At 54.2% G+C, this 20,103-nt stretch carries 18 protein-coding genes; 16 read left to right on the forward strand and 2 right to left on the reverse strand.

Going from position 1 to position 20,103, the window contains the following annotated elements:
• Positions 1 to 112: 112 nt before the first annotated feature.
• Positions 113 to 1,609: an ATPase RavA gene (gene ravA, locus GNG27_RS23235; protein WP_156264990.1), complete on the forward strand. Its 1,497-nt coding sequence runs from the start codon at positions 113 to 115 to the stop codon at positions 1,607 to 1,609.
• Positions 1,603 to 3,054: an ATPase RavA stimulator ViaA gene (gene viaA, locus GNG27_RS23240; protein WP_156264992.1), complete on the forward strand. Its 1,452-nt coding sequence runs from the start codon at positions 1,603 to 1,605 to the stop codon at positions 3,052 to 3,054. The genes ravA and viaA overlap by 7 nt, the downstream gene beginning before the upstream one ends.
• Here the strand turns inward: viaA and asnA are convergent, their stop codons facing one another.
• A complete protein-coding gene (gene asnA, locus GNG27_RS23245; protein WP_156264994.1) occupies positions 3,055 to 4,047 on the reverse strand; it encodes an aspartate--ammonia ligase in 993 nt (330 codons plus the stop codon).
• Positions 4,048 to 4,197: 150 nt separating this feature from the next.
• Between asnA and asnC the strand changes: the two genes are divergently transcribed.
• From asnC to GNG27_RS23310, 13 genes are all read left to right on the forward strand, one after another.
• Positions 4,198 to 4,656, forward strand: coding sequence for a transcriptional regulator AsnC (asnC, locus tag GNG27_RS23250; RefSeq protein ID WP_032615488.1), 459 nt, complete (start codon positions 4,198 to 4,200; stop codon positions 4,654 to 4,656).
• Positions 4,657 to 4,745: 89 nt separating this feature from the next.
• Complete coding sequence (gene mioC / locus GNG27_RS23255; RefSeq protein ID WP_142487635.1) at positions 4,746 to 5,195, forward strand: FMN-binding protein MioC; 450 nt, start codon at positions 4,746 to 4,748, stop codon at positions 5,193 to 5,195.
• A gap of 373 nt (positions 5,196 to 5,568) precedes the next feature.
• A complete protein-coding gene (gene mnmG / locus GNG27_RS23260; protein WP_156264995.1) occupies positions 5,569 to 7,458 on the forward strand; it encodes a tRNA uridine-5-carboxymethylaminomethyl(34) synthesis enzyme MnmG in 1,890 nt (629 codons plus the stop codon).
• Between the two features lie 105 nt (positions 7,459 to 7,563).
• Complete coding sequence (rsmG, locus tag GNG27_RS23265; RefSeq protein WP_142487637.1) at positions 7,564 to 8,187, forward strand: 16S rRNA (guanine(527)-N(7))-methyltransferase RsmG; 624 nt, start codon at positions 7,564 to 7,566, stop codon at positions 8,185 to 8,187.
• A 615-nt stretch (positions 8,188 to 8,802) separates the two neighbouring features.
• Complete coding sequence (atpI, locus tag GNG27_RS23270) at positions 8,803 to 9,183, forward strand: F0F1 ATP synthase subunit I (RefSeq protein WP_103824374.1); 381 nt, start codon at positions 8,803 to 8,805, stop codon at positions 9,181 to 9,183.
• Positions 9,184 to 9,191: 8 nt separating this feature from the next.
• Positions 9,192 to 10,007, forward strand: coding sequence for a F0F1 ATP synthase subunit A (atpB, locus tag GNG27_RS23275; RefSeq protein ID WP_142487639.1), 816 nt, complete (start codon positions 9,192 to 9,194; stop codon positions 10,005 to 10,007).
• Between the two features lie 49 nt (positions 10,008 to 10,056).
• Positions 10,057 to 10,296, forward strand: a complete 240-nt coding sequence (gene atpE / locus GNG27_RS23280; protein WP_000429386.1) for a F0F1 ATP synthase subunit C — start codon at positions 10,057 to 10,059, stop codon at positions 10,294 to 10,296.
• A gap of 53 nt (positions 10,297 to 10,349) precedes the next feature.
• Positions 10,350 to 10,820, forward strand: coding sequence for a F0F1 ATP synthase subunit B (atpF, locus tag GNG27_RS23285; protein ID WP_032615498.1), 471 nt, complete (start codon positions 10,350 to 10,352; stop codon positions 10,818 to 10,820).
• Between the two features lie 14 nt (positions 10,821 to 10,834).
• A complete protein-coding gene (gene atpH, locus GNG27_RS23290) occupies positions 10,835 to 11,368 on the forward strand; it encodes a F0F1 ATP synthase subunit delta (protein WP_142487640.1) in 534 nt (177 codons plus the stop codon).
• A gap of 12 nt (positions 11,369 to 11,380) precedes the next feature.
• Positions 11,381 to 12,922, forward strand: coding sequence for a F0F1 ATP synthase subunit alpha (gene atpA / locus GNG27_RS23295; RefSeq protein WP_142487641.1), 1,542 nt, complete (start codon positions 11,381 to 11,383; stop codon positions 12,920 to 12,922).
• Positions 12,923 to 12,972: 50 nt separating this feature from the next.
• Complete coding sequence (atpG, locus tag GNG27_RS23300; RefSeq protein ID WP_156264997.1) at positions 12,973 to 13,836, forward strand: F0F1 ATP synthase subunit gamma; 864 nt, start codon at positions 12,973 to 12,975, stop codon at positions 13,834 to 13,836.
• A 26-nt stretch (positions 13,837 to 13,862) separates the two neighbouring features.
• Positions 13,863 to 15,245: a F0F1 ATP synthase subunit beta gene (gene atpD, locus GNG27_RS23305; RefSeq protein WP_039032216.1), complete on the forward strand. Its 1,383-nt coding sequence runs from the start codon at positions 13,863 to 13,865 to the stop codon at positions 15,243 to 15,245.
• 20 nt (positions 15,246 to 15,265) lie between these two features.
• Positions 15,266 to 15,685 carry a F0F1 ATP synthase subunit epsilon gene (locus GNG27_RS23310; protein WP_106995541.1) on the forward strand — a complete coding sequence of 140 codons (420 nt, stop codon included), beginning with the start codon at positions 15,266 to 15,268 and terminating at the stop codon, positions 15,683 to 15,685.
• A 337-nt stretch (positions 15,686 to 16,022) separates the two neighbouring features.
• Here GNG27_RS23310 and GNG27_RS23315 read toward each other — a convergent pair whose 3' ends face one another.
• On the reverse strand, positions 16,023 to 18,119 hold the full coding sequence (locus tag GNG27_RS23315; RefSeq protein ID WP_156264999.1) for a right-handed parallel beta-helix repeat-containing protein: 2,097 nt from the start codon (positions 18,117 to 18,119) through the stop codon (positions 16,023 to 16,025).
• A gap of 343 nt (positions 18,120 to 18,462) precedes the next feature.
• Between GNG27_RS23315 and glmU the strand changes: the two genes are divergently transcribed.
• On the forward strand, positions 18,463 to 19,830 hold the full coding sequence (gene glmU, locus GNG27_RS23320; protein ID WP_142487644.1) for a bifunctional UDP-N-acetylglucosamine diphosphorylase/glucosamine-1-phosphate N-acetyltransferase GlmU: 1,368 nt from the start codon (positions 18,463 to 18,465) through the stop codon (positions 19,828 to 19,830).
• The last annotated feature ends 273 nt before the right edge of the window (positions 19,831 to 20,103 follow it).

Raw genomic sequence — 20,103 nt, forward strand, 5'->3', positions numbered from 1 at the left:
TAACATAGCGCAAAGAAAATAGCACCGTAGTTCAGTCTATTACCAGCCCCGAACGAAACGTCTATACTCGCTTCAATTAGCCGGGTTTACGGCGAAAGGATGCAAAACAATTATGGCTCACACTCATTTATTAGCAGAAAGAATTTCCCGTCTCAGCGGCGCGCTGGAAAAAGGGCTCTTTGAACGTAGCCATGCCATCCGCCTCTGTTTACTTGCGGCATTGAGCGGCGAAAGCGTCTTTCTGCTGGGGCCGCCCGGCATCGCAAAAAGCCTGATTGCCCGCCGGCTGAAATTCGCGTTTCAGCATGCCAGAGCCTTTGAGTATCTGATGACCCGTTTTTCCACGCCGGAAGAGGTGTTCGGCCCGCTATCCATCCAGGCGCTTAAAGATGAAGGACGCTATGAACGTTTAACGGCGGGCTATCTCCCGGAAGCGGAGATCGTGTTTCTCGATGAAATCTGGAAAGCTGGCCCGGCGATCCTGAATACCCTGCTCACCGCCATCAACGAACGCCGGTTCCGCAATGGCGCGTTTGAAGAAAAAATCCCAATGCGCCTGCTGGTGGCAGCCTCCAACGAACTGCCGGAAGCCGACAGCAGTCTGGAAGCCTTATATGACCGCATGCTGATCCGCCTTTGGCTCGACAAGGTGCAGGACAAAGCGAACTTCCGCTCGCTGCTGATTAGCCAGCAGGATGAAAACGATAACCCGGTGCCCGCTGCGCTACAGGTCACTGACGAAGAGTACCAGCAGTGGCAGCAGGACATTGGCAAAATCAAACTGCCGGATGCGGTGTTCGACCTGGTCTTTATGCTGCGCCAGCAGCTGGATGCCCTGCCGGGTGCGCCTTACGTCTCCGATCGCCGCTGGAAGAAAGCCATTCGCCTGTTGCAGGCCAGCGCCCTGTTCAGCGGTCGCGATGCGGTTGCCCCTATCGATCTGATCCTGTTGAAGGATTGCCTGTGGCATGACGCCAACGGCATGAACCTGATGCAGCAGCAGCTGGAAATATTGATGACCGGGCACGCCTGGGGACAGCAGGAGATGCTGAACCAGCTCGGGGCCATCACCCAGCGCCGCCTTCAGCTTCAGCAGCAGCAAAGCGACAAAACCGCCCTGCGCGTCAGCCGTCAGAGCGGCATGTTTGCCCGGCGTCCGCACTATGAATTACCGGCCGAACTGAGCGAGACCACCCTGACGCTACTCCTCCAGCAGCCGCTTAAGCTTCATGATATGCAGGTGATTCACATCACCATTGAGCGCGAAGCCCTGTCGCTGTGGCTGACTAAAGGCGGCGAGATCCGCGGCAAACTCAACGGCATCGGCTTTGCCCAGCAGCTCAATATGGAAGTGGACGGGAGTCTGCATCTGGTGATCCGCGACGTCAGCCTGCAGGGATCGCGCCTTGCGCTGCCAGGGACCGCCTCTGACAGCGTCCCGGAAGAGATCAAACAGCAGCTGGAAGCGCTGGATAACCAGTGGCATCTGCAGCACACCCGCTTTAGCGAGCAGCAAAAATGTCTGTTTATCCACAGCGACTGGCTGGGGCGAATTGAATCCAGCCTGCAGGATGTGAGCGCGCAGATCAAACAGGCGCGTCAATGCTGACGCTGGATACGCTCAACGTTATGCTCGCCGTCGGCGAGGAGGGCATGATCGAAGAGATCATCCTGACCCTGCTGGCCTCGCCGCAGCTGGCGATCTTTTTCGAAAAATTTCCCCGGCTTAAAACCGCCATTACTGACGATCTCCCGTGCTGGCGGGAAAACTTGCGCAAAAGGCTGAAAGATACCCGCGTCCCGCCAGAGCTCACCGAAGAGGTGATGTGCTATCAGCAAAGCCAACTGCTCTCCACGCCCCAGCTGATCGTCCAGCTGCCGCAGATTTTAACCCTGCTGGACAAGCTTCACTCCCCGTACGCCAGCCAGGCCCGGCAGCTGGTGGTGGATAACGCCACCTTTACGCCCGCACTGCATACCCTCTTTTTACAGCGCTGGCGGTTGAGCCTGGTGGTACAGGCCACTTCCCTGAATCAGCAGCTACTGGAAGAGGAGCGCGAACAGCTGCTCAGCGAAGTGCAGGAGCGCATGACCTTAGCCGGGGCGCTGGAGCCAGTGCTGGTTGAAAATGAAAACGCTGCCGGTCGCCTGTGGGATATGAGCGCCGGTCAGCTCAAGCGCGGGGACTATCAGCTTATCGTTCGCTATGGCGACTTCCTGGCCCAGCAGCCGGAGCTGATGCAGCTGGCAGAACAGCTGGGCCGCTCCCGGGAGGCGAAGTCGGTGCCAAAAAAGGATGCCCCGCTGGAAACCTTCCGCACCCTGGTGCGTGAACCGGCAACGGTGCCGGAGCAGGTGGATGGACTGCAGCAGAGCGACGACATTTTGCGCCTGCTGCCGCCCGAGCTGGCAACCCTGGGTATCACCGAGCTGGAGTATGAATTTTACCGTCGGCTGGTGGAGAAGCAGCTCCTGACCTACCGGCTGCATGGCGATGCGTGGCGGGAGAAGGTCAGCCAGCGTCCGGCGGTGCATCAGGATTTCGACGAACAGCCCCGCGGGCCGTTTATCGTCTGCGTGGACACTTCCGGTTCAATGGGCGGCTTCAATGAACAGTGCGCCAAAGCATTTTGCCTGGCGCTGATGCGTGTGGCGCTGGCCGACAGACGACGCTGCTTTATCATGCTGTTTTCCAGCGAGGTGGTGGGCTACGAGCTGTCAGGCCAGCATGGCCTCGAGCAGGCGATCCGCTTCTTAAGCCAGCGTTTTCGCGGCGGGACCGATCTCGCCAGCTGTTTTCGCGCCATTATCGAGCGGATGCAGGGCGGAGAGTGGTATGACGCCGACGCGGTGGTGATCTCGGATTTTATTGCCCAGCGGCTGCCGGATGAGGTGGTGAGTAAGGTGAAGGTGTTGCAGCGGGAGCATCAGCATCGTTTTCACGCGGTGGCGATGTCCACTCATGGAAAACCCGGCATCATGCGCATCTTCGATCATATCTGGCGCTTTGATACCGGGCTGCGTAGCCGCCTGTTGCGGCGCTGGAAACGCTAATTACAGCAGCGCATCCACGCTGTCACGCACCTGCTGCGGCCATACGCCACACTGAACCTGGCCGATGTGGGAGAGCTGCAGCAGTAACATGGTCAGGCGAGACTGGCCAATGCCGCCGCCGATGGTCTGAGGCATCTCACCACGCAGCAGTGCCTGGTGCCATTCCAGCTTGAGACGATCTTCATCACCGGTGATTGCCAGCTGGCGCTGCAGCGCTTCGGCATCGACGCGGATCCCCATGGAAGAGAGCTCAAACGCATCTTCCAGAATCGGGTTCCACACCAGAATATCGCCATTCAGGCCCGCCAGGCCGCTCTCGCCTTCGCTGCTCCAGTCATCATAATCCGGCGCACGAACGTCGTGACGCTGACCATGAGAAAGCTTGCCGCCGATCCCAATCAGGAATACGGCCCCTAACTCTTTAGCGATCGCGCGCTCACGACCTTTGGCATCCAGATCCGGGAAGCGGGTCAGCAGCTCTTGGCTGTGAACAAACTGGATCGTCTCCGGCAGGAACGGGGTCAGACCAAACTCTTTGCTGACCGCCGCTTCGGTCTCTTTGATCCCGGCATAAATGGCTTCTACCGTCGCCTTCAGCGTGCGGGTATGACGTTCCCCATCACCCATAACGCGTTCCCAGTCCCACTGGTCAACGTACACAGAGTGAATGGCGGTAAGGCGGTCTTCATCGGGGCGAAGAGCTTTCATGTGCGTGTAAAGCCCTTCGCCCGCGCTGAAGTCGTGTTGTCCCAGGGTTTGACGCTTCCACTTCGCGAGGGAATGAACCACCTCGAACTGGGCGTCTGGCAGTGTTTTCACTTTCACCTGTACCGCTTTTTCGCAACCAGACAGGTTGTCCTGCGTCCCGTCGCCCACGCGGCTTAAGATCGGTGCCTGAACTTCAATAAGACCGAGCTTCTCTTCCAGCTGGCGGGAAAAATGGGATTTAACGAAACTGATCTGGCGTTGTTGTGCGATGTAAGCGGTTTTCATTATTTATACTCCTGCGTCCTGTTGGCATTGATTAAGCAACAAAAAAGAACCTCTTTCAATAATCCAACAATAAAACTCCGCTATCACTTTTGATTCGATAAAATTACCCGCTAAAATAGAGTGATTCATTAATCTTCATAAGAAAAAACTATGGAAAATTATCAGATCGACAATCTGGACCGCGGCATCCTTGAGGCCCTGATGGCTAACGCCCGTACTGCCTATGCCGAACTGGCCAAACAGTTTGGCGTCAGTCCAGGGACTATTCATGTGCGCGTAGAGAAGATGAAGCAGGCGGGTATCATCACCGGGGCACATATCGACGTCAGCCCTAAACAGTTGGGGTACGACGTCTGCTGCTTTATCGGCATCATCCTGAAGAGCGCCAAAGACTATCCTTCCGCACTGGCAAAGCTCAACGCACTGGATGAAGTGACCGAGGCCTACTACACCACCGGTCACTACAGCATCTTTATTAAGGTGATGTGCCGATCGATCGACGCCCTGCAGCAGGTACTTATCAACAAGATCCAAACAATCGATGAAATTCAGTCCACCGAGACGTTGATCTCCCTGCAGAACCCGATCATGCGTACCATCCGCCCCTGATCGAGCAAATTCATACCCACATTTTCCACAGGTAGATCCCAGCTCGCTCACAGCGTACAATGATCCCTCTTTATATGAGCGAGCGATCCATGGCAGATATTACTCTAATCAGCGGCAGCACCCTTGGCGGGGCTGAATATGTCGCGGAACACCTGGCTGAAAAGCTGGAAGACGCGGGTTTTTCCACTGAAACGCTGCACGGGCCGTTGTTAGAAGATCTGCCGAACGACGGGATCTGGCTGTTGATCACCTCCACCCACGGTGCAGGCGATCTTCCGGATAACCTTCTTCCTTTATATGAAGAGTTAAAAGAACAGCAGCCCGACCTGGCGAACGTCCGTTTTGGGGCGATCGGCATCGGCAGCCGGGAATATGACACCTTCTGCGGCGCAGTTGAGAAAGTCGAGACCGAACTGAAATCCTGTGGGGCACAACAGATCGGTGAAACGCTGAAGATCAACATCCTCGATCACGATATTCCGGAAGATCCAGCGGAACTTTGGCTGGCTGAATGGAAAAATTTACTCAAAACCGATTAAAGATCGTGCGATCAGATGTGGATAACTCTGGTTAAAAGCTTGGATCAACCGGTAGTTATCCCAAGAACAACCCTTGATGACTTTTTGTGCTGTGTATAACATCGCGATCTGATCCCAGCTTATACGTTGCAGGATCACCGATCATTCACAGCAAACGATCCTCTCTAAACGCATGATCTTCTTCGGGAGATCCGGCTTATCCACAGAAACCCGCGATCCTAATAAGAGATCACAATAAAACAGATCTCTAAATAAAAAGATCTTCTTTTTAATAGCCAGGATCCCAGTGCTTTCTCGATCGACTAAAGTTGAGTAGAATCCACGGCCCGGGCTTCAATCCATTTTCTTACCGCTTTACGCGAGGCAGACCACCATGTTTTATCAGGATCCTTTTGACGTCATCATCATTGGCGGGGGTCATGCAGGCACCGAGGCCGCAATGGCCGCGGCGCGAATGGGTCAACAGACCCTGCTTTTGACACACAATATCGACACGCTAGGACAGATGTCCTGTAATCCGGCGATTGGCGGCATTGGGAAAGGACACCTGGTAAAAGAAGTGGATGCACTTGGCGGCCTGATGGCAACCGCGATCGACCATGCCGGCATTCAGTTTAGGATACTAAACGCGAGCAAAGGTCCCGCCGTTCGTGCCACCCGTGCACAGGCAGACCGCGTGCTCTATCGTCAGGCGGTGCGTACCGCGCTGGAGAATCAGCCGAACCTGATGATCTTCCAACAGGCAGTTGAGGATCTGATCGTCGAAAACGATCGTGTCGTCGGTGCCGTGACCCAGATGGGTCTGAAGTTCCGTGCCAAAGCCGTGGTGCTGACCGTCGGGACTTTCCTTGATGGCAAAATTCATATCGGACTGGATAACTACAGCGGTGGCCGTGCTGGCGATCCGCCGTCCATTCCGCTGTCGCGCCGTCTGCGCGAGCTGCCGCTGCGCGTCAGCCGCCTGAAAACCGGCACGCCGCCGCGTATTGACGCCCGCACCATTGATTTCAGCGTGCTGGCACAGCAGCATGGTGATAATCCAATGCCGGTCTTCTCGTTCATGGGCAACGTGGATCAACATCCGCGCCAGGTGCCGTGCTATGTCACGCACACTAACGAGAAAACCCATGACGTGATCCGCAGTAACCTCGATCGCAGCCCGATGTATGCCGGGGTGATCGAAGGGATCGGCCCACGCTACTGTCCGTCGATCGAAGACAAGGTGATGCGCTTTGCCGATCGTAACCAGCACCAGATCTTCCTCGAGCCGGAAGGGTTGACCTCCAACGAGATCTACCCGAACGGTATCTCCACCAGCCTGCCTTTCGACGTACAGATGCAGATCGTCCGTTCGATGCAGGGGATGGAGAATGCGAAGATTGTCCGTCCGGGCTATGCCATCGAGTATGACTTCTTCGATCCGCGTGACCTGAAGCCAACCCTGGAGAGCAAATATATCCAGGGGCTGTTCTTCGCGGGCCAGATCAACGGTACCACCGGCTACGAAGAAGCTGCTGCGCAGGGTCTGCTGGCCGGTCTGAACGCCGCGCGCTTCTCGGCCGAGAAAGAGGGCTGGGCGCCGGGCCGTTCTCAGGCTTACCTTGGCGTGCTGGTGGATGACCTCTGCACCCTGGGGACCAAAGAGCCGTACCGCATGTTTACCTCTCGCGCGGAATATCGTCTGATGCTGCGTGAAGACAATGCCGATCTGCGCCTGACCGAAATCGGCCGTGAGCTGGGTCTGGTGGATGACGCGCGCTGGGCGCGTTTCAACGAGAAGCTGGAGAACATCGAGCGTGAACGTCAGCGCCTGAAGTCCACCTGGGTCAACCCAACCGCCGAGTCTGTAGACGAAGTGAACGCTCACCTGTCTGCGCCACTTTCGCGTGAAGCCAGCGGGGAAGATCTGCTCCGTCGTCCGGAGATGACCTACGACCAGCTGATCCAGATGACGCCGTTCGCGCCGGGTCTGGAAGACGTGCAGGCCGCCGAGCAGGTTGAAATCCAAGTGAAATACGAAGGCTATATCGCCCGTCAGCAGGATGAAATCGAGAAACAGCAGCGCAACGAGAGTACCATCCTCCCGGCCACGCTGGATTATCGTCAGGTTAACGGCCTCTCCAACGAGGTGATCGCCAAGCTGAATGACCATAAGCCGTCATCCATCGGCCAGGCATCGCGTATTTCCGGCGTCACCCCTGCGGCCATCTCCATTCTGCTGGTGTGGCTGAAAAAACAGGGTATGCTGCGCCGCAGCGCATAATCGTAAGAACTGCCCGGTGATGCGTAGCGATCCGGGCCTACAGAACTCCGTAGGGCGGGTAAGCGTAGCGCCACCCGCCAAAACGCATCTCAACAGGTATTCACCGTGCTCAACAAACTCACTCGTCTGCTGGATCAAGCCGGTATTTCGCTCACCGATCACCAGAAAAATCAGCTGGTGGGGTATGTCGATATGCTGCACAAATGGAACAAGGCCTATAACCTCACCTCGGTTCGCGACCCGAATGAGATGCTGGTGCGTCACATTCTCGACAGCATCGTCGTGGCGCCTCACCTCCAGGGCGAACGTTTTATTGATGTAGGCACCGGTCCGGGCTTGCCTGGTATCCCGCTCTCTATCGTGCGTCCTGAGTGTCAGTTCACGTTGCTGGACAGCCTGGGCAAGCGCGTGCGCTTCCTGCGACAGGTTCAACATGAGCTGAAGCTGGAAAATATTCATCCGGTGCAGAGTAGGGTAGAGGAGTTTCCCGCCGAACCGCCGTTTGACGGCGTGATCAGCCGGGCATTTGCTTCGCTCAATGACATGATCGACTGGTGTAAGCATCTGCCTGCGCAGAATGGGCGCTTTTATGCGCTGAAAGGGATCCTGCCGGAAGACGAAATTGCACAGTTGCCTGCCGGGTTTGAACTAGAGTCCGCTATTAAATTGCGCGTTCCGCAGCTGGAAGGTGAACGTCATCTGGTGATCGTTAAGCCAAACAATTTTTAAAAAAATAATAAAAAATGTGGAATTTGTGCTGTTCTTAGTATGTTAAAAAACAGACGAATGCTTAAGAAATAAACAGCTTTAATTTAACCGCTTTTTTACTATGGATTTTCTTTGGGTTAACCTGAGCGTGTAGTTAACCCATAATATAATAAACACCGAAAATATCAGCTTGCTAAAAGTAGGAAAGAGTAACCAGATTGCAATGTTAAATATTTATTATAAATGTCAATAAAAGGTTTCTCTTGTATACAGGGCTGTTTTGAAAATAGTTGCTGAAATTACGCTTTAATATCAGAAAGATGAAATATAACGATTTACTGATTTAATTTATTCGACCTTATCGTAAATGTGTATTTTGTGATCTCGTGCACGCTTTATCGCCAACGTTTCCGCGCAGTTTGCAGTTTTGACGAGTCATTCACAGTTTGACGAAAAGTTAAGAAATAGCGCTGGGGAAAAATATTTAAACATTTATTCACCTTTTCGCTACTTATTGTTTGAAATCACGGGGACGCACCGTATAATTTGACCGCTTTTTGCTGCTTGACTCTGAGCCCTAAAGGACGTTTTATACGACACGCGGCATACCTCGAAGGGAGCAGGAGTAAAAACGTGATGTCTGTGTCGCTCTTGAGTCGAAACGTTGCTCGTAAGCTTCTGTTCATTCAGTTTCTGGCGGTGATAGCAAGCGGATTGCTGTTCTGCCTCAAAGACCCCTTCTGGGGCATCTCTGCGGTAAGCGGAGGTTTGGCTGTTGTTGTGCCGAATATGTTGTTTATGATTTTTGCCTGGCGTCATCAGGCGCATACACCTGCCAAAGGCCGCATGGCCTGGTCCTTCGCTCTGGGCGAAGTGTGTAAGGTGTTGCTGACCTTTGCCCTTCTGGTGGTGGCGCTGGCTGTTTTTAAAGTGGTATTTTTGCCGCTGATAGTGACGTGGGTTTTGGTGCTGGTGGTACAAATTCTGGCGCCAGCTGTAATCAATAACAAAGGGTAAAAGGCATCATGGCTTCAGAAAATATGACGCCGCAGGATTACATAGGTCACCATCTGAACAACCTTCAGATCGACCTGCGTACATTCTCGCTGGTGGATCCGCATAACCCCCCAGCCACCTTCTGGACGATCAATATCGACTCCATGTTCTTCTCGGTGGTACTGGGTCTGTTGTTCCTGGCCATTTTCCGCGGCGTTGCCAAACGCGCAACCAGCGGCGTGCCAGGGAAATTCCAGACTTTCATCGAAATGATCATTGGCTTCGTCCATGGCAGCGTCAAAGACATGTACCACGGCAAGAGCAAGGTGATTGCACCGCTGGCGCTGACCGTCTTTGTGTGGGTCTTCCTGATGAACCTGATGGACCTGCTGCCGATCGACCTGCTGCCGTTTATCGGCGAGCATATCTTCGGTCTGCCTGCTCTGCGTGTGGTGCCGTCTGCTGACGTGAACATCACCCTGTCTATGGCACTGGGCGTATTCATCCTGATTCTTTTCTACAGCATCAAAATGAAAGGTGTAGGCGGCTTCGTGAAAGAGCTTACCTTGCAGCCGTTCAACCACTGGGCGTTTATTCCGGTCAACCTGATCCTGGAAGGCGTTAGCCTGCTGTCCAAACCGATTTCTCTCGGTCTGCGACTGTTCGGCAACATGTATGCGGGTGAGCTGATTTTCATTCTGATCGCGGGTCTTCTGCCGTGGTGGTCACAGTGGGTTCTGAATGTGCCATGGGCCATTTTCCACATCCTGATCATTACGCTGCAAGCCTTTATCTTCATGGTTCTGACGATCGTCTATCTGTCGATGGCGTCTGAAGAGCACTGATTCTTTACCAACACTACTACGTTTTAACTGAAACAAACTGGAGACTGTCATGGAAAACCTGAATATGGATCTGCTGTACATGGCTGCCGCTGTGATGATGGGTCTGGCGGCTATCGGTGCTGCGATCGGTATCGGCATCCTCGGGGGCAAATTCCTGGAAGGCGCAGCGCGTCAACCGGATCTGATTCCTCTGCTGCGTACTCAGTTCTTTATCGTTATGGGTCTGGTGGATGCTATCCCGATGATCGCTGTAGGTCTGGGTCTGTACGTGATGTTTGCTGTCGCGTAGTAAGTAGATTTAAACCCTAAGCCACAGTTGTAAATTTAAAGAGGTATTGTGCTGTGAACATGAACGCAACAATCCTCGGCCAGGCCATCGCGTTTGTTATCTTTGTCTGGTTCTGCATGAAGTATGTATGGCCGCCATTAATGGCAGCCATCGAAAAACGTCAGAAAGAAATCTCTGACGGCTTGGCTTCTGCAGAACGCGCTAAGAAAGATTTGGACCTTGCACAGGCCAACGCGACCGACCAGCTGAAAAAAGCGAAAGCGGAAGCCCAGGTAATCATCGAGCAGGCGAACAAACGTCGTTCTCAGATCCTGGACGAAGCGAAAGCTGAAGCAGAACAGGAACGTACTAAAATCGTGACGCAAGCGCAGGCAGAAATTGATGCCGAGCGTAAACGTGCTCGCGAAGAGCTGCGTAAGCAGGTCGCGATTCTGGCTGTTGCTGGCGCCGAGAAGATCATCGAACGTTCCGTGGATGAAGCTGCTAACAGCGACATCGTGGACAAACTTGTCGCTGAACTGTAAGGAGGGAGGGGCTGATGTCTGAATTTGTTACGGTAGCTCGCCCCTACGCCAAAGCAGCTTTTGACTTTGCTATCGAACACCAAAATGTCGATCGCTGGCAGAACATGCTGGCGTTTGCCGCTGAGGTAACGAAAAACGAACACATGGCTGAGATGCTTTCGGGTGCACTGGCACCGGAAACCCTCGCCACTTCGTTCATCGCCATTTGCGGTGAGCAGCTGGACACCAACGGTCAGAACCTGATTCGGGTAATGGCAGAAAATGGTCGTCTGAAAGCGCTCCCGGATGTTCTTGAGCAGTTCGAGCACCTGCGTGCCCTCAGTGAAGCCACCGTTGAAGTTCACGTAACTTCTGCGACTGAGCTGAGTAACGAACAGCTTGCGAAAATCACCGCCGCGATGGAAAAACGTCTGTCACGCAAAGTGAAGCTGAATTGCAATATCGATAAGTCTGTAATGGCGGGCGTAATCATCCGTGCGGGTGATATGGTCATTGATGGCAGCGTACGCGGCCGTCTTGAGCGCCTTGCAGACGTCTTGCAGTCTTAAGGGGACTGGAGCATGCAACTGAATTCCACCGAAATCAGCGAACTGATCAAGCAGCGCATTGCTCAGTTCAGTGTTGTGAGTGAAGCTCACAACGAAGGTACTATTGTTTCTGTAAGCGACGGTGTTATCCGCATCCACGGCCTGGCCGATTGTATGCAGGGTGAAATGATCTCCCTGCCGGGTAACCGTTACGCTATCGCACTGAACCTGGAGCGCGACTCCGTAGGTGCAGTTGTGATGGGTCCTTACGCTGACCTCGCCGAAGGCATGAAGGTCAAGTGTACTGGCCGTATTCTTGAAGTTCCAGTTGGCCGCGGCCTGCTGGGTCGCGTGGTGAACACCCTGGGTGCGCCAATCGACGGTAAAGGTCCGGTTGATAACGATGGCTTCTCGCCAATCGAAGTTATCGCACCGGGCGTAATCGACCGTCAATCCGTCGACCAGCCGGTGCAGACCGGTTATAAGTCCGTTGACGCCATGATCCCAATCGGCCGTGGCCAGCGTGAGCTGATCATCGGTGACCGTCAGACCGGTAAAACCGCGATGGCAATCGATGCGATCATCAACCAGCGCGACTCCGGCATCAAATGTGTGTACGTGGCTATCGGCCAGAAAGCGTCCACCATTTCTAACGTGGTTCGTAAACTGGAAGAGCACGGCGCGCTGGCTAACACCATCGTTGTTGTTGCTACCGCTTCTGAATCTGCTGCACTGCAATACCTGGCACCGTATGCCGGTTGCGCAATGGGCGAATACTTCCGTGACCGCGGTGAAGATGCACTGATCGTTTATGATGACCTGTCCAAACAGGCCGTTGCATACCGTCAGGTTTCCCTGCTGCTCCGTCGTCCACCAGGACGTGAAGCATTCCCGGGCGACGTATTCTATCTGCACTCCCGTCTGCTGGAGCGTGCATCCCGCGTTAACGCGGAATACGTTGAGAACTTCACCAAAGGTGCAGTGAAAGGCCAGACCGGTTCTCTGACCGCGCTGCCAATCATCGAAACCCAGGCGGGTGACGTTTCTGCGTTCGTTCCGACCAACGTAATCTCCATTACCGATGGTCAGATCTTCCTGGAAACCAACCTGTTTAACTCCGGTATTCGTCCGGCGGTTAACCCGGGTATCTCCGTATCCCGTGTGGGTGGTGCAGCGCAGACCAAGATCATCAAGAAACTGTCCGGTGGTATTCGTACCGCGCTGGCACAGTATCGTGAACTGGCAGCGTTCTCCCAGTTTGCATCTGACCTTGACGATGCAACCCGTAAACAGCTGGACCACGGTCAGAAAGTGACCGAACTGCTGAAACAGAAACAGTATGCCCCTATGTCAGTCGCACAGCAGGGCCTGGTACTGTTCGCAGCAGAACGTGGTTATCTGGGAGATGTAGAACTGGCGAAAATCGGTAGCTTCGAAGCCGCTCTGCTGGCTTTCGCTGACCGTGACCATGCTCCACTGATGCAAGAGATCAACCAGTCCGGTGGCTATAACGACGAAATCGAAGGCAAGCTGAAGAGCCTGCTCGATTCCTTCAAAGCAACCCAGTCCTGGTAACGTCTGGCGGTCTGTCTTAGGGCAGGCCGCAAGGCATTGAGGAGAAGCTCATGGCCGGCGCAAAAGAGATACGTAGTAAGATCGCAAGCGTCCAGAACACGCAAAAGATCACTAAAGCGATGGAGATGGTCGCCGCTTCCAAAATGCGTAAATCGCAGGAACGTATGGCGGCCAGCCGTCCTTATGCAGATACCATGCGCAAAGTGATTGGTCACCTTGCGAGCGGTAATCTGGAATATAAGCACCCTTACCTGGAAGAACGCGACGTTAAGCGCGTGGGCTACCTGGTGGTGTCGACCGACCGTGGTTTGTGTGGTGGCTTGAACATTAACCTGTTCAAAAAGCTGCTGGCGGATATGAAAGCATGGTCCGATAAAGGCGTTCAGAGCGATATCGCGATGATCGGCTCCAAGGGCGTCTCTTTCTTCAATTCCGTAGGTGGCAATATTGTCGCCCAGGTGACCGGTATGGGTGATAACCCGTCCCTGTCCGAACTGATCGGCCCGGTAAAAGTGATGTTGCAGGCCTATGATGAAGGCCGTCTGGACAGGCTGTACGTTGTCAGCAACAAATTTATTAACACCATGTCACAGGCTCCGACCCTCACTCAGCTGCTGCCGCTACCGGCATCAGACGAGCCAGAGTTGAAGCATAAAGCCTGGGATTACCTGTATGAACCGGATCCAAAACCGCTGCTGGATACCCTGCTGCGTCGTTATGTTGAATCTCAGGTTTATCAGGGCGTGGTAGAAAACCTGGCCAGCGAGCAGGCCGCACGTATGGTGGCGATGAAAGCCGCGACCGACAATGGCGGCAGCCTGATTAAAGAGCTGCAGTTGGTATACAACAAAGCTCGTCAGGCCAGCATTACTCAGGAACTCACCGAGATCGTCGGTGGTGCATCCGCGGTATAACCAGGTTAATTCGTAGAGGATTCAAGATGGCTACTGGAAAAATTGTCCAGGTAATCGGCGCCGTGGTTGACGTCGAGTTCCCTCAGGATGCCGTACCGCGCGTGTACGATGCTCTTGAGGTTCAGAATGGTAATGAGAGCCTGGTGCTGGAAGTTCAGCAGCAGCTCGGCGGCGGTATCGTGCGTACCATCGCCATGGGTTCTTCCGACGGTCTGCGTCGTGGTCTGGAAGTTAAAGACCTCGAACACCCAATCGAAGTACCAGTAGGTAAAGCAACCCTGGGCCGTATCATGAACGTCCTGGGTCAGCCGATCGACATGAAAGGCGACATCGGTGAAGAAGAGCGTTGGGCTATCCACCGCGCAGCACCTTCCTATGAAGAGCTGTCCAGCTCTCAGGAACTGCTGGAAACCGGCATCAAAGTTATCGACCTGATGTGTCCGTTCGCGAAGGGCGGTAAAGTCGGTCTGTTCGGCGGTGCGGGTGTGGGTAAAACCGTAAACATGATGGAGCTGATCCGTAACATCGCGATCGAGCACTCCGGTTACTCCGTGTTTGCAGGCGTGGGTGAGCGTACTCGTGAGGGTAACGACTTCTACCACGAAATGACCGACTCCAACGTTCTGGACAAAGTATCCCTGGTTTACGGCCAGATGAACGAGCCACCAGGAAACCGTCTGCGCGTTGCGCTGACCGGCCTGACCATGGCTGAGAAGTTCCGTGACGAAGGTCGTGACGTACTGCTGTTCGTTGACAACATCTACCGTTACACCCTGGCCGGTACGGAAGTATCCGCACTGCTGGGTCGTATGCCATCAGCGGTAGGCTACCAGCCGACCCTGGCGGAAGAGATGGGTGTTCTGCAGGAACGTATCACCTCTACCAAAACCGGTTCTATCACCTCCGTTCAGGCGGTATACGTACCTGCGGATGACTTGACTGACCCATCTCCAGCCACCACCTTTGCGCACTTAGATGCAACCGTGGTACTGAGCCGTCAGATCGCGTCTCTGGGTATCTACCCGGCCGTTGACCCGCTGGACTCCACCAGCCGTCAGCTGGATCCACTGGTTGTTGGTCAGGAACACTACGACACCGCGCGTGGCGTACAGTCCCTGCTGCAGCGTTACCAGGAACTGAAAGACATCATCGCCATCCTGGGTATGGATGAGCTGTCAGAAGAAGACAAACTGGTGGTAGCACGCGCACGTAAGATCCAGCGCTTCCTGTCCCAGCCGTTCTTCGTAGCAGAAGTATTTACCGGTTCCCCGGGCAAATACGTTGCGCTGAAAGACACCATCCGTGGCTTTAAAGGCATCATGGAAGGCGAATACGATCACCTGCCGGAGCAGGCGTTCTATATGGTGGGTTCCATCGACGAAGCCGTGGAAAAAGCCAAAAAACTTTAACGCCTTAATCGGAGGGTGATATGGCAATGACTTACCACCTGGACGTCGTCAGCGCAGAGCAACAAATGTTCTCTGGTCTGGTCGAGAAAATCCAGGTAACGGGTAGCGAAGGTGAACTGGGTATCTTCCCGGGACACGCCCCGCTGCTCACCGCCATTAAGCCTGGTATGATCCGCATCGTTAAACAGTTCGGTCATGAAGAGTTTATCTATCTGTCTGGTGGCATGATTGAAGTGCAACCTGGCAGCGTGACCGTACTGGCTGATACCGCAATTCGTGGCCAGGATCTCGACGAAGCACGAGCTCTGGAAGCGAAGCGTAAAGCAGAAGAGCACATTAAGAGCTCTCATGGCGACGTGGATTACGCTCAGGCGTCTGCAGAGCTGGCCAAAGCGATCGCGAAACTGCGCGTTATCGAGTTGACCAAAAAAGCGATGTAACACCGGCTTGAAAGTACGAAAGCCAGTCTGGTTTCCAGACTGGCTTTTTTTATGGCTCTGTTTCAGTAAATGTGAAACTAAAACGATGTTTTATTATTTTGTGATTTATCTCACAAAAAGATTGATCGGCGAAATGGTCCGGAGTAGACTTCGTTTTGTGATGAAGGTCACATAACTGAACTCCAAAAATATCAGGATGCCATCATGAAAATCATTAACAAAATCATCGCCCTCTTCAGCAACATGAACGTTTCTTTCGGTACGTTCAACCACTAAGTGCTGATGTGCCGGGTGGCGCCACGCTTACCGTAGTGTGATAAGCGAAGCGCCGCTCTGGTTATTGGGTCTGCACCTGCGTTTTGTCTAACTCCTTCCCGTCTGTATTCACGCTTTTCCCCTTCACGATAAAGTAGTTAGTGTTATCAATGGTCCCCACGACCGCATCATCATATTCACCAGGCTGATTCCGGATCGACAGGTTGCCGGTAAACGTCCCTTGCGTTGTGACGTCTCCGTACGGGCTCGGGCGGAAGATGTAGTTAAATCGCTGGTTATCCACCGCCAGGTTGTTCTCCACTACCAGCTTGCCCGGGTTGAAGTTATCGGTGAACCCGTCCAGATGATTGCCAGTGGCTTTGCTGTTGCGGATCTGGTGCGCCACAGGCTGCCCTTCCCCGCCAAGCTTAAAGCCGTTACTGGTATTGTTGCTGGCTACCGAGTTTTCGATCACCACCACGCCGTTTGCGCCATCTTCAATCTTGTTGAACAGGTCAAAACCGTCATCAATATTGTCGTGGGCATTGCAATGCTCCAGCCTGTTGCCATCGCCTACCCGCATCTTCACCGCGAAACCATCGGCATTAATCTTGCCGGGATCCTCATTGGCATAGGATTCGGAATCCACTACCCGGTTATAGCTCGCCCATAACGGCCGGCCAATCTTCTCCGGGGAGGAGATCTGGATCCCGGTGTCGTCATTGCGGTACGCCGTGACGCGCTCGATCAGGTTATGGCTCCCCTGGATGCGCAAGCTTTTCTCCGTGACGTCGATACCCTGGATATGCCAGTAGCTGGCGTCCAGCAGGAGGCCGCGGATCACCACTTTGCCCTCAGCCTGCAGCGTTTTGAGCTTGTCGCGGCTGCCGCTGGCTGAGAGTGGGATCTCGCTGCGAGGATAATCGCCGCTTTTCAGCACCAGCTTACCGCCGGGGGCCAGCAGCGCGATGGCGGTGGCGAGATCCAGCGGCGCATCGGCTGTGCCTTTTGCGTCCGCTTTGCCGTCTGGTGCGGCATAAAGAAGAGCCGTATCCCTGTCCGCGACGCGTTCCACTGTGATTTGCTGGCTCACCGGCTCACCCTGAGACGGGGTAAAGGCCACCGTAAAGGTGCTGCTGGTCTGCTCAAGACGGGCGGGCAGGGTGTACATCTCTCCCGCTTTTACCGTTTTCTCATTACCGATCACCACTTCATTTTGCCGGACGCTGAATACTCCATCTTCATTGGCGCGCGCCTGCAGAAGATAATCCCCGGTAGCGCTGCTGTTTCCGGAAGCCAGCTGCACCACGACCGGTAGCGGCTCCGGATGCCACGGCGTCGAAGAGACGGTATGGGCGCTGGTGGTCGTCAGCGAGGCATTAGTCACCGTGATTTTGGCATTACGCGATGCGAAGAAGCCGACGTAATAGCGATCCTGGTTTTGCACCGAAATCAGATCCGCGCGCGGCACGCTCTTACTGATCCAGCTGTCGCTGTCCAACGGGGCCCAGGCAGTAATAAATCCGTCGTCCGTGCGCTGCAGTTTGAGGCGAAACTCTGGCGTCTGGCTCAGGTCCACCTCTTCTTTGTAACTCTGTTTTTTAATGGCTGCCCCGGCATTGCCCCACGGCCGGGTTATCCCCTCCCGCGTGATGGCCTGCATTTTTACCCGCTGATGATCTTTTTTATCCTGGGTCATGATGGCATTCATCACCTGATTCGACGCCGCGGGGAACTCTTCATAGCCGGTTTTTAACGGCTGCTGACGCGGGTTGCCGAGGATATCCCGCACCAGCAGCCCGGCGCCCTCCTGCGCGGCGGGTTTCGCGCCATTTTCCGGTCCAAACTGATCCACCCGGATGTTGGCCTGCAGGACGAAATTCTCGCTCGCCGGCAGTTCGGTATAGAAAAAGGTTAACCCGTCGTGGGAGTTGGCAATTTTGCCGCCACGGCTCTCCACCGTGATCGCTTTTGTCAGATCCACGCTATCCTGCGGCGTGAGCTTTTTTCCGTCGATTGTTACATCGTTGGTGCCGATTTTTTCGGGCAGCACGTTGGATGAAAAATTCACATCCGTTGATTGCCCGAATGCAATGGCTTTCCAGACATGAGGCTGTTCGGCGGCTGTTGCGGAAAATGCGCTACACATCATCAGGGCCAGAGGTAATCTAGATTTCATCTTATTCTCCTGAGTAATAATTGAGCGCTATTATCATCAGAATAAAACGGCGTTTCTTTTTTGCAGGTCACACATTTCGATAATTAAAACAGCGTTTTGGTTATGGAAGGCTTTATTCATGAAGCGAAAAAATAGCTAACATGCTGTGAGGGCTGGAGACTTCTTTAAAGGACGCTATATTCCATAGGCAAAGTCCTTTACTCTGCTGTAAAAAGAACCTTTAAACAGCCCTCAACAGGCGAAGTTGCGCGTTTTAGCGCCACCCCATTTTATGGCGCAAAATATGTAGAATTTTCAACGCCAAAGAGTTTTACTTTTCACTCAAATTACAGTCAGGACGTGTATGTTGAATAATGCAATGAGCGTGGTCATTCTTGCCGCAGGCAAAGGCACCCGCATGTATTCCGATCTTCCAAAAGTGCTGCACACCCTGGCAGGGAAAGCGATGGTGCAGCATGTCATTGATGCTGCGAATGAAATGGGCGCGAGCCAGGTACACCTGGTCTACGGCCACGGTGGCGATCTGCTGAAGCAGACGCTGCGTGATGACAAGCTCAACTGGGTGCTGCAGGCAGAACAGCTGGGCACCGGTCACGCCATGCAGCAGGCGGCCCCGTTCTTCTCCGACGACGAAGATATCCTGATGCTTTACGGTGACGTGCCGCTGATCTCCGTGGAGACGCTGGCTCGCCTGCGTGCCGCGAAGCCGCAGGGCGGCATTGGCCTGCTGACCGTTAAGCTGGACGATCCGTCCGGTTATGGCCGTATCACCCGTGAAAACGGCAAGGTGACGGGTATTGTTGAGCACAAAGATGCGACCGATGCGCAGCGTGAAATCCAGGAAATTAACACCGGTATTCTGATCGCCAACGGCGCGGACATGAAACGCTGGTTGTCGCAGCTGAACAACAACAACGCGCAGGGTGAATTCTACATCACCGATATCATTGCGATGGCGTATCAGGAAGGCCGTGAGATTGCTGCCGTTCATCCGGCGCGCATCAGCGAAACGGACGGTGTGAATAACCGCCTTCAGCTTTCCCGCCTTGAGCGTATTTATCAGTCCGAGCAGGCAGAAAAGCTGCTGCTGGCGGGCGTAATGCTGCGCGATCCGGCGCGTTTCGATCTGCGTGGGGTGCTCAATCACGGGCGCGACGTCGAAATCGATACTAACGTTATTCTGGAAGGCAACGTAACGCTGGGTAACCGCGTCAAAATTGGCACCGGTTGCGTGATCAAAAACAGCGTGATTGGTGACGACTGCGAAATCAGCCCTTACAGCGTGGTGGAAGATGCCCATCTGGAGGCTGCCTGTACCATTGGGCCGTTCGCCCGCCTGCGTCCAGGCGCTGAACTGCTTGAAGGCGCTCACGTCGGCAACTTCGTCGAAATGAAAAAAGCGCGTCTGGGTAAGGGCTCTAAAGCAGGGCATCTGACCTATCTGGGAGATGCTGAGATTGGCGACAACGTGAATATCGGCGCCGGGACCATCACCTGTAACTACGACGGCGCGAACAAGTTTAAAACCATCATTGGCGACGACGTGTTTGTCGGATCCGATTCGCAGCTGGTGGCGCCAGTGACTATCGGCAAAGGCGTAACCATTGCCGCAGGCACTACCGTTACGCGCGATGTGGCGGAAAACGAGCTGGTCATCAGTCGCGTGCCGCAGGTGCAGAAGCAGGGCTGGAAACGCCCGGTGAAGAAGTAAAAGCATTTTCGGGATGAGGGGATAACATAATCCCCCGCCTATAAGCAGTACCCATAAAAATAACCCCACTCTCTACAAGGCTCGGGGCGCCCGAAAAGGGCATACCCAACGGATTTCGCGTTGTGGCAAGGCGGCAAGCGTATGAGTCCATGGGAGCTTACTTAAGTAAGTGACCGTGGCGAAGACGTGAAGCCAACGCAGTCACGGCGTGAAAGACGAAGGGTAAATACAGGTCAGCGACAACGCAGGCGAAAGCCTCTATTCGGAATCTAA

The organism is Leclercia sp. 119287, assembly GCF_009734485.1.
GTDB classification, from domain to species: domain Bacteria; phylum Pseudomonadota; class Gammaproteobacteria; order Enterobacterales; family Enterobacteriaceae; genus Enterobacter; species Enterobacter adecarboxylatus_C.